Consider the following 16,118-nt stretch of genomic DNA (forward strand, 5'->3'; position numbering starts at 1 on the left):
CCGCGTCACCGCTGCCAGGACCGATACGCGCGCAGCTGCGACGGCGTGACGGTGATGTCGATGACCGGGTCGTCGATCCGCGCACCGCCGAGTCCGGCGATCAGCTTGCGCGCGGGGACATTTCGCGGGGTGGCGTGTGCGATCACGCGCACCCCGGCACAGCCGAGCGCCTCGGCGCGCTCGGCGAGGAACGTCAGCAAGCGCTCCTCCACGCCGCGCCCGAGCGCGCGGCAGCTCATCTGCCAGCCCTGCACCAGCAGGGTGTCGCCGTCCACCCGCAGGGCCAGCACACTGATCTGGCCGTAGTCGCCGAAGCGATCGCGGGCCGCCGCCGTCCACACCTCACCTTCATCGCGCCAGCGCGACAATTCGGTATCGGCGACCTTGCGCAGCGTGAATTGATTGGTGCGGCGGATCAATTGGGCGGCCCGTTCGGCGGTCTCGTCGGTGAGCTCGGCGATATCGACCTCGAGTCCCAGCCCGGCCAGGAATTCGGCGAAGTCGGTCTCGGCCATCGCCGCGTCGCGCAGCCGCTCCTGCTGATAGAACTCGGCGCGGGCGGCGTCCTCGGCGGTGGCGGGCATGGGGACCAACGGCCACAGCCGGTTGAGGAAACCCTCCAGTTCGTCGACGGGCGGACAGGTCACGCTCAGCACATGCGGCAGCGCGGCGCGCACGGCCGCGACCTCGACCGGGTTGTCGTCGAGGAATACGAAACTGTCCAGACCCAAACGCAATTGGTCCGCCGCGGCGGCCAGTCGCCGCGACTTCGGATCCCAGCCGGTGGAGATGACGGCGAAATGCTCAGCGTGCAGGACACTGTCGGGTCGGGCCAGCACGGACCGCACGGTCGCGTCGTCGTTGTTGCTGACCAAGACCAGCAGCACCCCGGCGGCCCGCCATCGCAGCAACCGCCGCGCCAGCGCCGCCCGCGGCCCGCCGAGGTCGACACCGCCGGGCCCGACCTCACCGGCGATTCCGCTCCACAGCGTCTCGTCGCCGTCGACCGCGATCACCTTCGGCGGCGTCGCCCGGACCTCGCGCAGCACCTCGGCCAGCGTCAGGGCAACGGCCGCTTGGAATTCCACGCTGAACGGCAGATGCGCCAGGCGATCGGTGTGCTCGTCGAAGCGCTGCGCGACCGGATGCGCCCGCGTCCAGTCCGGCGCCGTCACCACGGCCACCCCGGGTGTGTCGCGCAACTGGGCGGCGACGCGCTGCTCCCAGCGCGTCCAGCGCGCCTCCGGCTGGGCGGTGGGCAGGAATCCGACGATCAGCGGGGTGCGCCCGCGTGCCACGACCGCTCGGATCGCGGCCGGATACTGCTCGGCGAGTTCGTCGAGGGCCGCGTCGTCGACGGGACCGAATCGTTCCAGATCGGTCGCCCGCAGCAGGACCACACCCGCCTGGACCGCGGGATCGGCGAATGCGCCGGCCGGATCGCGCAGCGCGGCGAGCGCCTGATGGTAGGGCGCTTCGACCAGTTCGGGTTCGGGTCCGTCGACGATCTGACCGAAGGCCGCACGGCACAGGTCGGGCAGTCTGCCGAGGGCGAATCCGGCGGCGATCGCGATGCTGTGCCGCGGGTGCGGTTCGGGCACCGGGCGCGGCGAGGCGGCCCGATCCGGATCCTCGACCGCCGCGGCGAGCAGTTCCAGATATTCCGAACCCAGTGCGGCGGCGGCGGATTCGTCGATGATGTCGAGGTTGTAGTTCAGGCAGATCTGCCCCAGATCGGCCATGACGGTGATCATCAGGTCCAGATCGCTGTACCCGGTGCCGACCGGCACCATACCCACCTGGGTGAACGCCGCCTGGGAGCGCAGGAAGTTGAAGTACACCTCCACCATCGGCGCGTTGTCCCGATACAGGCCCTGTGCGGCCAGCACCGCGAGGGTGTCGGAGAAGTTCGCGCCCTTGGCCAGCAGTCGCCGCAGCCGATCCGCGGTGCGCCGCAGCACATCCGCGACGCTGTCGGCGGGATCGACCTGTCCCGGATACGGCACCGGCACACCGAAGTAGCCGACGCCGCGCAGGGCGTCCACGTGGATGCGGGTGTCGACCGGAACCGCCAGCGCGAACCGTTGCGCGCCCTGCCGTGCCGCGAGCAGCACCTGCAGCGTGCCGAGGAAGAAGGCCGCGGGTGTGACGCCGAGGTCGCGGGCCCGGTCGCAGACCCGGTCGAACAGTTCGGCCGACATCGGCTGCACCAGGGTGCCCGCCCGATAGCCACGGGTGGTCGGGCGCTCGGCGGCCAGCGTCAGATCGAGTCGGCGGCTGCCCTCGAACGCGGCCCGCCACTGCGCCAATTCCGCTGTGTCGGTGGCATTGTCGCGACCCTGCTGCGCCTCGAGCAGTTGCAGCATGTCGTCGTTGGTCGGCGCGTCCGGCAGGGCGAGGCCCGACAGTTCCGCATCGATCTCGGCGGCCACCAGCAGCAGTGACTGCGCGTCGGAGACGGCGTGATGGGCGCCGAACACCAGAGCCTGTGCGCCGCCGGGCGATTCGAGCAGTTCGAAGCGCCACAGCGAGGTGGTCTCCAGCTCGAACTCCGGTTCCATCAGGGCGCGTAGGCGTTCCGCGATCGCGGCGTCGGTGAGCTCGTCGATACCGGCCCACCGCAGCAGTTCTCGCTGCGGAACCCGCCGGATCTCGAGTTCGCGGCCATGTTCGGGGCTCGGTCGCACCGCGGTGCGCAGCGCGGCGTGGCGGGCGGCCAGCCGGTCCAGGATCGCGGTCAGCTCCGCGCGGGTCACCGGCCGCTGCAGGCGGATCGCCGAGCCGACCGAATGCGCGGCGCTGGGTATGCCCTGCCCGCTGCGCAGCAGCCGCATGACGTCGCGGGTGGCGGGGAAGGTCTGCGACTGCGGCACTTCCGCGGGTTCGGTGGCCGCGACGACCTCGGTCGCACCGGCGAATTCGGTCGCCGCGCGCAGCACATGCCGCGCCAGCGCCGCCGGGGACGGATTGTCGAACATGGCGGTCACCGGCAGCGGGCAGCCGGTCGCCGCGCGCAGCCCATTGCGCAGCTCGACCGCCATGAGCGAGTCGAATCCCATGTGCTGGAACGCCTGTTCGGGATCGATCGCGGCCGGATCGGTGTGGCCGAGCACCTTCGCGGTCTGGGTGCGCACGACCTCGAGGGCGACGGCGAAAGCGGCCTGTTCGTCCAGGCCCGCCAGCCGCTTCGAGAACGCCGCGACATCGACCGGCGCATCCGACCGCGCGGCCGCCCGCCGGGGGCGACTGCGCACCAGACCGCTGAACAGCGGTGGTAGGCCGGGCAATTCGCGCAGGGTCGCGGCATCGATCCGGACCGGGGCGAGGGTGGGCGCGTCGACGGTGAGCGCGGCGTCGAACAGCGCCAGACCCTCGGCCTCGGACATCGCGCGCAAACCCGACCTCGCGAACCGAGCCCGGTCGCCCTCGCTCAGGCCGCCCACCAGACCGGCGTCCCACACACCCCACGCCAGCGACTGCGCGGACAGACCCTGAGCGCGTCGATGTATGGCCAGACCGTCGAGGAACGCATTGGCCGCGGCGTAGTTGGCCTGTCCCGGACCGCCGGCGAGCCCGGCCATCGACGAGAACAGCACGAACATCGACACATTGCGGTGCGCGGTGAGCTCGTGCAGATGCAGTGCGCCGTCCACCTTGGGCCGCAGTACGTTCGAAACCCGTTGCGGGGTCAGGGCGTCCACGGTGCCGTCGTCGAGAACGGCCGCGGCGTGCACGATTCCGGCCGGCTCGACGCGATCCAGCAGGGCCGCGAGGCCGGTGCGGTCGGTGATGTCGCAGGCGGCGATCGTCACCTCCGCGCCGAGTTCGGTCAGTTCGGCGTGTAACGCCTCGGCCCCCGGCGCGTCCATACCGCGCCTGCTCACCAGGACCAACTGCTTGATCCCGTGCGCGGTCACCAGATGCCGGGCCAGCAGTGAGCCCAATCCGCCCGGCGCGCCGGTGACCAGTACCGCACCGCCGGGCGGCAGCGCCGCGGCGATCTCGGTACCCGGTGCGGGCGCGCGGCCGAGTCGGGCGGCATGGACCACGCCGTCCCGCACAAGCAATTGCGGCTCATCGGCGGCCAGAATCCGCGGCAGGTCGACCTCACTATCGCTGTCCACCAACACGAATCGGTCCGGATGTTCGGACTGCGCCGAGCGGACCAGACCCCATACCGCGGCGGCGGCCAGATCGGTGACGGCCGCGCCGGGCAGCGCCACCGCGCCGCGGGTCACGACGACCAGCCGTGTGCGCTCCCCCGCCACAACGCGCTGCAGTTCGGCCAGCGCGTCCCGGGTCACGGCGTGCACGGCCGCGATCGTGTCGCCGCCGCGCACCTCGAACACCTCGACCGAATCCGAGATCGCGGCCGCCTGGTGACGCGCCGGAATCGGCTGCCACTGCAGCTGATAGAGATCCTCGTGACCGGAGGCCCGCTGCGACAGGGTCAGCTGCTCGGCCGAGATCTTGCGCAGCACAACAGATTCCGCGTCCAGGACCGGATTACCGGCGGGATCGTAGGCGGTCAGAGTCGCGGAATCCGGGCCGGTGCGGGCGATGCGCACCCGCAGCGCGGTCGCTCCGGTCGCGAACAGTCGCACGCCGGTCCAGGCCAGCGGCAGCGCGATGGCGTCGCCGGTATCCCCGGTCAGGGCCAGGGCGTGCAGGGCGGCGTCCAGCAGCGCCGGATGCAGGTGATAGCGGTCGCCGTCGGCGACGGGCAGTTCGACCTCGGCGAAGATCACGGCGTCGTCGTCCGCGTCGCGCCACGCACGACGCAGGCCGCGGAACGCGGGCCCGTATCCGTAACCGCGCCCGGCCAATCCGTCGTAGAGCTCGGCGGTATCGATGGATTCGGCCGCGGGCGGCCAGACCGGGCACGGCGCGACGGCTTCGGTGAGCTCGGCCGGTGCCAGCACGCCGGTGGCGTGCAGCACCCACTCCGCGGCCCTGCCGCGCGCGGCGGCCGATCGGATCGACACCTCGCGGCGGCCGGATTCATCGGCCGCGCCGACGGCCACATGCAGCCGCAAACCCTCGGCGGGTACCGGCATCGGCGTCTGCAGCACCAGTTCCACCAGTTCGGGGCAGTCGACCTCGTCACCGGCCCGCAACGCCAGTTCCACCAGTCCGGTGCCCGCCATGAGGACCGTGCCGGAGACGGCGTGATCGGCCAGCCACGGCTGGCGGTGCGCGGAGACCAGTCCGGTGACCACGACGGCATCGGAATCGAATTGCGGCACAACCGCGCCCAGGAACGGATGATCGGCCGAGTCGAGACCGGCCTCGGCGACGCCCGCCCCGGATTCGGTGGCCTCGAGCCAGTAACGCTCGCGCTGGAACGCGTAGGTCGGCAGCGCGACGGTGGCCGCGCCGGGGAACGCGGCTCGCCAGTCCACCGGCACACCCGCCACATGCGCGCGGGCCACGGCGGTCAGGAAGTCCGCGAAACCGTCCTCGTCGCGACGCAGTGTGCCGCCGACGAATACGGCCGCGTCCGGGTCGAGACTCTCGAGCGTCTCGGTCAGGATCGGTGTCAGTACCGGATGCGGGCCGATCTCGAGGAAGGCCCGGTGCCCGAGGGCGTAGGCCGTGCGCACCGCGTCCTCGAAGCGGACCATATCGCGCACATTGCGGTACCAGTAGTCCCCGTCGAGTGTCGCGGTATCGCGCACCTCGCCGGTGACCGTCGAAATGTAGGTCACCGCGGTCGATTCGGCCGCGATGCCGGTCAGCGCCGCGCGAATGGCGGGCTCGACCGGTTCGACATATACCGAATGCGAGGCGAATTCGATCGGCACCCGCCGGGCGCGCACGCCCTCGGTCTTGTACTCGGCAACCAGTTCCTCGATCGCGTCGATCTCGCCCGACACCACCGTCGAGATCGGGCTGTTGATCGCGCCGATCTCGACGCGACCGTCCCACCGCGCCAACCGTTCTCGCATTTGATCCACCGGCAACGCCACCACGGCCATGGCCCCGGTGCCCGCCAGCGGCGCCAGCGCCCGGCCCCGTGCCGCGATCAGCGCCGTGGCATCGCGCAGCGACAGCGCGCCCACCACATGCGCGGCCAGGATCTCGCCCTGGGAGTGTCCGATGACCGCGGCGGGCCGCACCCCGAACGACTCCCACAGCCGGGTCAGCGACACCGTCACCGCGAACAGGGCGGGCTGCACCACATCCAGCCGGTCCACCGGCGGCGCGCCGTCCGCGCCGCGCAGCACGTCCAGCAGCGACCAGTCCACGAATTCGGCCAGGATCTCGGCGCATTCGGTCAGTTGGGCGGCGAAGACCGGTGCGGAATCCAGCAGCGTCAACGCCATACCCACCCACTGCGCGCCGTGGCCGGGGAAGACGAACACCGGTCCGTTCGCGACCACCGCGCGGCCGCGGGCGACGTGCGCGGCGGTCGCGCCGTCTGCGATCGCGCGCAGACCCGAGAGCAGTTCGTCGCGATCGCGTCCGACCGCGACGGCACGATCGGGAAAGACGCTCCGGGCGGTCAGCGACCAGCCGACATCGATCGGATCCAGATCGGGCCGCCGCTCCAAATGGTTCAGCAGTCGTTCGGCCTGCGCCGAGACGGTCTGCGCGCCGATACCCGAGAGCACCCACGCCACCGCGTCCGGCCGCGAATCGACCGGTGCGACAGTGGGTTCCGGGGCGGGCGGCTCGGACAGGATCAGATGGGCATTGGTGCCGCTGATGCCGAAGCCGGAGATCGCCGCGCGGCGCGGACGGTCCCCGCGCGGCCACGGCCGCGCCTCGGTCAACAGTTCCACCGCGCCCTCGGACCAGTCCACATGCCGCGACGGCGCGTCGACATGCAGTGTGGCGGGCAGGGTTTCGTGTCGCAGCGCGGCGACCAGCTTGATGACACCGGCCACTCCGGCGGCCGCCTGGGAGTGGCCGAGATTGGATTTCACCGAACCCAACCACAGCGGGCGCTCGGCCTCGCGCCCGCGACCGTAGGTCGCCAGCAGGGCCTGCGCCTCGATCGGATCGCCCAGGGCGGTACCGGTGCCGTGCGCCTCGACCGCGTCGATCTCGGCGGCGGTGAGTCCGGCATTGCTCAGCGCGGCGCGGATCACCCGCTGCTGTGCGGGACCGTTGGGTGCGGCCAGTCCATTGCTCGCGCCGTCCTGGTTGAGCGCCGAGCCCTCGAGCACCGCGAGCACCCGATGGCCGTTGCGCACCGCGTCGGAAAGACGTTCCAGCACAACCACGCCCGCGCCCTCGGAGAATCCGGTGCCGTCGGCGGCATCGGCGAATGCCTTGCAGCGCCCGTCCGGGGACAGTCCGCGCTGGCGCGCGAAGCCGATCAGCACACCCGGTGAGGACATGATCGTGACGCCGCCCGCCAGGGCGAGCGAACATTCGCCGGTCCGCAGCGCCTGCGCCGCGAGGTGCATGGCGACCAGCGACGACGAGCAGGCGGTGTCCACCGTGACGGCCGGACCCTCGAGGCCGAGGGTGTAGGCGACCCGACCGGAAGCGACGCTCGAGGTGCTGCTCTCACCGAGGTAGGCCTCGACCTCCTCGGGCACCCGGGCCAGGCGGGTGGCGTAATCGGCGTAGGTGATGCCGGTATACACGCCGGTGGCGCTGCCCTGCAACGACTTCGGGTCTATCCCGGCGTGTTCGAGGGCCTCCCAGGACACCTCCAGGATCAGCCGCTGCTGCGGATCGATCGCCAGGGCCTCGCGCGGACTGATCCGGAAGAAGCCCGCGTCGAAATCGGCCACATCCGACAGGAAGCCACCGGCCCGGGTGTAGGTGGTTCCGGTCGCGTCGGGATCCGGATCGTAGAGCCGATCCAGATCCCAGCCGCGATCGGTCGGGAAATCACCCAGTACGTCGCGCTTTTCGGCGACGACGTCCCACAGATCGTCCATCGACGCGATGCCGCCGGGATAGCGGCAGCCGATGCCGACGATCACGACGGGATCGGACTCCTGCCGCGCCGCGGTCACTTTCGCGGCGACCTCGGTGACGGCCTCGGCCGGTGCGAGTTCGGTACGCAGATGCGTGGCCAGGGCGCGCGGGGTCGGGAAGTCGAAGACAGCGGTCGCGGGCAGCCGCACCGGCAACGCGCGCTGTAGGCGATTGCGGAACTCGACGGCGCTGAGCGAATCGAATCCCAGGTCCTTGAAGGTGAATTCGGTATCGATCGCCGCCTCGGACGGATACCCCAGCACCGCCGCGGCGTGTTCGGTGATCATCGCCAGCAGCAGCCGGTCCTGATCCGCGCGCGACAATCCGGCCAGCCGGGCGGCCAGTTCGGAGGTCGTCGGCGCGGCGGCTGCGACGGACCGCCGCCGCGACGGCAGCAGGCCGCGCAGTATGCCCGGCGCGGTATCGGTTTCGGCGAGGGCGGCGGTGTCGAGGTGGGCGGCCGCGACGAGCGGACTGCCCAGGGTCAGGGCGGTGTCGAACAGGGCCAGGCCCTGCTCGGCCGACAGCGGGGTGACGCCGCCGCGGCGCAGCCGGGCCAGGTCCTGATCGGACAGCTTGCCGGTCATACCGCCGCCGGTCTCCCACAGCCCCCAGGCCACCGACAACGCGGGCAGCCCGCGATGGGCGCGATGCTGGGCCAGGGCGTCCAGGAAGGTGTTGGCCGCGGCGTAATTGGCCTGTCCCGCACCGCCGATCAACCCGGCCAGCGAGGAGAACAGTACGAAGGCCGACAGATCCAGTTCGGCGGTCAGTTCGTGCAGATGCCAGGCCGCGTCGACCTTGGGACGCAGGGCCGCGGTCAGCGCGTCCGGCGTCAGCTCCGCGAAGGTCGCGTCCTCCAGTACACCCGCGGCGTGCACGACGGCGGTGAGCGGATGTTCGGCCGGGATGTCCGCGATCGCCGCGGCGAGGGTCGCGCGATCGGCGACGTCCCCGGCTATCACCCGTACCTCGGCATCCGCCTCGGCCAGCTCCGCCACCAGTTCCCGCGCGCCCGGCGCGGCCGGACCCGAGCGACTCAGCAGCACCAGCCGCCGCGCGCCGTGGGCGGTCACCAGATGCCGGGCCAGCAGCGCGCCGAGTGCGCCGGTGCCGCCGGTCATCAGCACGGTGCCCGCCGGATCGAATGTCGTCGGCATGGTGAGCACGTTCTTGCCGATGTGGCGGGCCTCGCTGATGTAGCGCAGCACCTCGGGCGCGCGCCGCGCGTCCCAGGCCGCCACGGGCAGCGGGGTGAGGGCCTCGTCGGCGAACAGGGCCATGAGTTCGCCGAACATGCGCCCGATCAGATCCGGCGCGAGATCGGGCAGCGAGAAGGCCCGGTAGTCGACGTTCGGATGCTGTGCGGCAACGACATTCGCGTCCCGGATATCGGTCTTGCCCAGCTCCACGAATCGGCCGCCGCGCGGCAGCAGCCGCAGCGACGCGTCGACGAATTCACCCGACAGCGAGCCGAGCACCACATCCATGCCCCGGCCCGCGGTGGCGACGAGGAATTCGGCCTCGAAGCTCAGCGCGCGCGAATCGGCGATCCGGATGTCCTCGAAACCGAGATCGCGCAGCACCGGCCATTTCGCGGGGTGCGCGGTGACGAACACCTCCGCGCCGCGCAACCGGGCCAATTGCACCGCGGCCATACCGACTCCGCCGGTCGCGGCGTGCACCAGCACCGTATCGCCGGGTTCGAGCCGGGCGAGTTCGTGCAGGGCATAGTAGGCGGTGAGGAATACCGCGGGCACGCCCGCCGCCTCGTGGAAGGTCCAGCGCGCCGGAATCGCGGTGAGTTCGCGACGGTCGGCGACCACCTCGGGTCCGGTGGCGGGCAATAGTCCGAAAACCCGGTCGCCCGGGGCGAATTCGGTGACATCGTCGCCGACCTCGAGTACGACGCCCGCGCCCTCGCCGCCGAATACCGAGGTGTCGTCGCTGACCAGACCCAGCGCCATGGCCACATCGCGGAAGTTCACGCCGGTGGCCCGCACCGCCAGCCGGACGTCGCCCGGGCCGAGTTCGGTTGCGGCAGCGGGCGTCGCGGTGATGTTGTCCCCGGTCAGCTCGCCGGTTCCGGCCACCCGCACCTGCCAGCCGGGCTCGCGGGTCAGGGCCACCGCCCCGATCGTGCCCACGACGCCGCGGGTCAGCCGCGGGGTGTAGGCCGCGCCGTGGCGCAGTGCCAGTTGCGGTTCACCGGCGGTGACGGCCAGCGATACCGCGCGTTCGGCGTCGGTCCAGGCGTCGACGTCGACCAGCAGCACACGGTCCGGATATTCGGTCTGCGCCGAGCGCAGCAGACCCCAGGCCGAGGCGTGCGCCAGATCGGTGACGCCGTCGCCGCCGCTGATCGCGATCGCCTGGCGGGTCACCACCGCGATCCGGTCGGTGGTGGCGGTGAGCCGTTCGCGGACGCGGTCGAGCAGATCGGTCAGCTCGTGATGCACCCGATCGAGCAGGCTGCCGGAAGGTTCGGCGGCATAGCGCAATTCGATGATCTCGGGGATGCTCTCGACGGTCGCCGACGGCAGCGGCGGCAGCGGCAGCCACTGCACGCCGTAGAGGTGTTCGTCCGTACCGGCCGGGGATCCCGCCAGCGCCTCCGGCGACAGTGCGCGCAGCGTCACCTCGGCCGTGGCGACCGGCGCACCGGACGGATCGGCGAGGGTCACCCGCACGCGATCGGAGCCGAGCGGGCTCAGCCGCACCCGCAACGCCGTCGCGCCCACCGCGGACAGCGACACCGCGGACCAGGCGAACGGAACCAGCACGGCCTCCGAGGCCGCGGCGAAATCGAGGAACCGGCTGGCGTGCAGGGCCGCGTCCAGCAGTGCGGGGTGCAGGCCGTAGTCCGCCGCGTCGTCGCGCAGCGCCTCCGGCAGCGCGACCTCGGCGAGGACTTCCTCGCCGCTGCGCCACGCCGCGCGCAGTCCCTGGAAGCCCGGACCGTAGGCATATCCCCGATCGGCCAGGCGCGCATAGCAATCGGTGACATCGAGCGCTTCGGCCTCGGCCACCGGCCAGGACAGATCGGCGACCGGTTCGGGTTGCGCCGTGGTCAAGACGCCACGGGCGTGCAACGTCCACGGGATGTCGCCCGCCGCCGGCCGGGAATAGACAGCCACGGCGCGATCGCCGTCGTCGACGCCGCCGACGGTGATCTGCACGTCACGATCGGTGTCGAAAGTCATGGGGGCGTACAGGATCAGCTCGCGCAGCACACCGGCCCCGACCGCGTCGCCCGCGCGGATGGCGAGCTCCACATAGGCGGTGCCGGGCAGGATGACGGTATCGCCGACGGCGTGATCGGCCAGCCACGGTACGGCGGCCGCGGCGATCCGGCCGGTGAGGCTCGCGCCCCCCGAATCAGGCTGCGTCAGTACGGCATTGAGCAGGGGATGATCGACGCTGTCCCAGCCCGCCCCGCTGCCGCGTCGGACCGGTTCGGCCCAGTAGGTCTGCTCGTCCCAGGCATAGGTCGGCAGCTCCGCCCAGTCACCCTCGGGGATGAGCTTCGCCCAATCCAGTTGCAGGCCACCGACATACAGTTGCGCCAGCGACCGGTCCAGGCAGCGCGCACCGTCGGCGTCGCGGCGCAGCGAGCCGACCGCGACCAGTTCCCGCTCACCCGCGATCGCCTCGAGAGCCGTCAGCAGTGCCGGATGCGGACTCAGCTCGACGAAATAGCGCACCCCGTCAGCCAGCATGCGGGCCACGGTGTCGGCGAAGCGCACCGGCTCGCGCAGATTGCGGTACCAGTACTCGGCGGCCAGCGTCGTTTCGACCGGTTCGGCCGATACCGTCGAATACCATTGCGCGGCGGTCGATGTGGTGTCGATTCCGGCCAGATCGGTGAGCAGCCGCTCGCGCAGCGGCTCCATGCCCGCGGTGTGCGAGGCGTAGTCGACCGGAAGTTCACGGGTGAACACCCCGGCGGCGTCCAGTTCGGCCAGCACCGCGCGCAACGCCTCGGGGACGCCCGCGATGACCGTGGCGCGGTCGCTGTTGATCGCGGCGATCGAGACCTGTCCGTCGAAAGCCGCCAGCCGCGCGGCGATTTCGTCCACGGCGGCCCCGACGACGGCCATGCGGCCGCTGCCCGCGACATCGGCCAGCGCGCGACTGCGCAGCACCACGACGGTCACCGCGTCGCGCAGCGACAGCGCGCCGGCGAGGTAGGCGGCGGCGATTTCGCCCTGGCTGTGGCCGATCACCGCGTCCGGTTCGATTCCGGCCGCACGCCAGAGCGCGGCCAGCGAGACCATCACCGCGAACAGCACCGGCTGCACGACATCGTCGCGATCCAGTCCGGGCGCGTCGGGCGCGCCGGTGAGCACCGCCACCGGCGACCAGCCCGCCAGCGAGCGGACCACGGCGTCGCAACGCTCGAATTCGGTACGGAATACGGGTGAATTCGCGAGCAGATCGCGGGCCATCCCGTCCCACTGCGCGCCCTGACCCGGGCAGACGAATGCGATCCGCCCGCCCGCCAGCGCCGGGCGGGTGGCCACCGCGACATCCGCGTCGTCCGCCTCGGCGCGCAGCGCGTCCAGTCCGCGCAGCAGATCCTCGCGCCGGTCGGCGACGATCGCGGCACGCCATTCGAAATGCGTGCGGTGCGTGGCCAGAGTACGCGCGACGGCGGCCGGTTCGAGCTCGGGACGATCGCGCAGGGCGGCGGCGAGCCGCGCGGCCTGGCCGCGCAGCGCGGTCTCGCTGCGGGCCGAAATCGGCAGCAGGCGAGGCGCACCCGGCTCGGCGGCGACGGTGGCCGCGACGGGCGGTTCCTCGAGGATCACATGCGCGTTGGTGCCGCTGATACCGAATGAGCTCACCCCGGCGCGCCGCACGCGATCGGTCCGGGGCCACGGCCGCGAACGCGTCTGAAGGGCCAACCCGCTTGCCGCCCAGTCGATCTGCGTGGTCGGTTCGGCGGCGTGCAGGGTCGGTGGCAGGGTCTGCCCGGTCAGGGCCAAGACGGTCTTGATGACGCCGCCGATTCCGGCGGCGGCCTGCATATGACCGAGATTGGATTTCAGCGAGCCCAGTCCGACCGGATTGTCGGCCGCGCGCCCCGGGCCGAAAACCCGTGCCAACGCGCGGGCTTCGATGGGATCGCCCAGGGTGGTGCCGGTGCCGTGCGCCTCGACGTAGTCGATATCGGCGGGTTCGAGTCCGGCCGTGGCCAGCGCCGCGCGCACCACACGCTCCTGCGCCAGGCCGTTCGGCGCGGTCAGACCCTGACTGCGCCCGTCCTGATTGATCGCCGAACCGCGAATGACCGCGCGTACGCGATCGCCGTCGCGCAGCGCGTCGGACAGCCGCTTGACCAGGACCACACCGCAGCCCTCGGCCCAGACCATACCGTCGGCCGATTCCGCGAACGCCCGGGTCTCGCCCGACGGCGACAGCGCGCCCATGCGGCTGAACTCCACATGCGCGTTCGGCGTCACCAACAGCGTCACGCCACCGGCGAGCGCGGCATCGCATTCGCCCGCGCGCAGCGCCTGAATCGCCAAGTGCAGCGCGACGAGTGAGGACGAGCAGGCGGTGTCGACGGTGACCGCGGGGCCGTGCAGACCCAGCGAATACGCGATGCGCCCGGATACGACGCTGCCCGCCGAGCCGACCGCCACATGCCCGTCGAGCTGTTCGAGCGCGGCCCCGGCCAGATAACCGCTCTGATAGCAGCCCAGATACACACCCGTGCTGGTGCCGCCGAGGCTGCGCGGATCGATACCCGCCCGCTCGATGGCCTCCCAGGCGGTCTGCAGGGCCAGCCGCTGCTGCGGATCCATCGCGGTGGCCTCGTTCGGGCTGATGCCGAAGAACGCGGCGTCGAATCCGTCGATGGCGTCGAGGAATCCGCCGCGCAGCGAATAGGCCAACCCCTCGGCGTCCCAGCGCCCGGCGGGCGCCTCGTCGACGACGTCGCGGCCGTCGATCAGAAGCTGCCACAGCGCGTCCGGATCGCCGACGCCGCCCGGGAATCGGCATGCCATCGACACGATGGCGATGGGGTCGTCGGTGGCGGCGGTGTGCGAGATCGGCTGCGCCGCATCGGCTTCCGGCTCGATGGCGGCGGCGAGCAGGGTGATGGTCGGATGTTCGAAGGCGAGGCTCGGATCGAGGCTGCGGCCCACGACCTCACCCAGTTCGGTCATCAATTCGACCAGACCCCGTGAGCCAAGCCCCAATTCGGCCAGCGGCCGGTCGGGATCGATGCGCGCGGCGGCCAGGCCGGTGCGCGCGGCGACGCGATCGATCAGCCAGGATCGCACCGAGACCGGATCCGGCGACCGGATTGGATCCGCTACGGGCGCAGCCGGTTCCACCACCGCGAGCGAACCCTCGAGATAGCCGATTCGGCAGGCTTGCCGCTGGATCTTGCCGCTGCTGGTCTTGGGAATCGTGCGCGGCCGCAGCAGCACCACCGCGGCGAGGGTGACCGCGTGCTCGGCGCTGACGGCGGCCCGGATGGCGTCCTCGATCTCGGCCAGCCGCCGCGGATCGTCGGATTTGACCTCGGCCGCGATGACCGCGCGCTCCTCGTCAGCGGCGTCGATCGCGAAGGCCGCGACGCATCCGGCGCGCACATCGCGATGCGCGGATTCGACGGTCTGCTCGATGTCCTGCGGATAGTGGTTCTTGCCGTCAACGATCAGCAGATCCTTCGACCGGCCGGTGACGAACAGTTCGCCGTCATGCCAGACGCCCAGATCGCCGGTGCGCAGGAAGCCGTCGCGGCCATCCGCGAGCCGAGCGCCGAAGACCTCACGACTCTTGTCCGGATCGCCCAGATAGCCCTGTGCGACACCCGCACCCGCCACCCAGATCTCGCCCTCGTCACCCTCGGCGCATTCGGTGGCGGTCTCGGGATCGGCGACCACGACCGTGACACCGCTGGGCGGTACGCCGACCCCGACCAGATCCGCGACGCCGGGCCGGGGGCGCAGCGTCGGCGCGCGATCCACCGGGGCGCCCGCGACCAGGAGCGTGGCCTCGGCCAAGCCGTAGACGGGTTGGAAGGCGGTCGAGCGGAATCCCGCGGGCGCGAACGCCTCCGCGAAGCGGGTCAGGGTCGAGGCGCGCACCGGTTCCGCGCCGTTGAACGCCACCCGCCAGGAGCTCAGATCCAGTTCCTCGAGCAGTTCGGGCGTGGCGCGGCGCAGGCACAGTTCGTAGCCGAAATTCGGGGAGCCGCTGGTGTGCACGCCGTATTCGGAGATCGCGCGCAGCCAGCGCTCGGGCTTCTGCAGGAAGTGCAGCGGCGAGAGCAGCGCCGCGCCCGCCCCGGTGTAGACGTTGTGCAGCACCGGGCCGATCAGACCCATGTCGTGGTACATCGGCAGCCAGCTGACGAACAGCCGCCGATCGTATTCCTCGACCAGTTCCGGGTGATGGCCCATCGTCTCGGAGATGGCGCGCTGATTGTCGAGCAGATTGCCGTGGGTGACCATCACCCCGCGCGGCGCGCTGGTCGATCCGGAGGTGTACTGCAGGAAGGCCACCGCGTCCGGGTCCGGCCGCGGATCATGCCAATTCGCGCCCGCCCCGTCGGGGATGTCCTCGGTCGCGATCCAGGTCAGGGCGGCCAGGCGGGTGAATTCGGGGCCCATACTCGCCACCGCGCCGATGACCGGGGCAGTGGACAGCACCGCGGACACCTCGGCGTCGTCGATCACCTGACGCAGCCGCCGCAGGCCGCGATCGAATTCGTGCGGTTGCGGCAGCGGCATGGGCACGGCGACCACCCCGGCCGCCAGACAGCCGAAGAAGCCGGTCACGAAATCCAGGCCCGGCGGATACAGCAGCAGCACACGGGAACCGGCGAGTCCGCGCTCGACCAGATCCGCGGCAATGGCCCGACTGCGGCGGCCGAGGTCGCCGTAGGTCAGCTCGTCGACGGGACCGTCGAGGTCACCTGTGGTCAGAAAATGGAACGCCCAGTCCTGGGACTGCTCGTGGGCGCGGGAAAAGACGACATCAACAAATGAGCGATACATCGCGATGGTGAAACTCTCTTCGTGAAGCCGGCGGCGGACCGCACCGTCCCACGGCGATCACAGGCGGACCCGACAGGTTTCCGAAATCCGCACCGTTACCCGTGACCGCGATTACCGAGCACTACCACGGCAATCGAGTAGTACCAGTTCCCAACGTAGGGT

At 71.3% G+C, this 16,118-nt stretch carries 1 protein-coding gene; it reads right to left on the reverse strand.

Annotated elements, in window-relative coordinates:
* Positions 1-5 precede the first annotated feature (5 nt).
* A complete protein-coding gene (locus tag NP4_RS41275) occupies positions 6-15,956 on the reverse strand; it encodes a type I polyketide synthase (RefSeq protein ID WP_068005384.1) in 15,951 nt (5,316 codons plus the stop codon).
* Between the last annotated feature and the right edge of the window lie 162 nt (positions 15,957-16,118).

This window comes from Nocardia pseudobrasiliensis NBRC 108224 (genome assembly GCF_001613105.1).
GTDB classification, from domain to species: Bacteria; Actinomycetota; Actinomycetes; order Mycobacteriales; family Mycobacteriaceae; genus Nocardia; species Nocardia pseudobrasiliensis.

Bases quoted from the DNA above. Each gene is read 5' to 3' on its own strand.
- NP4_RS41275 (WP_068005384.1), bottom strand. From the start codon at position 15,956: ATGTATCGCTCATTTGTTGATGTCGTCTTTTCCCGCGCCCACGAGCAG.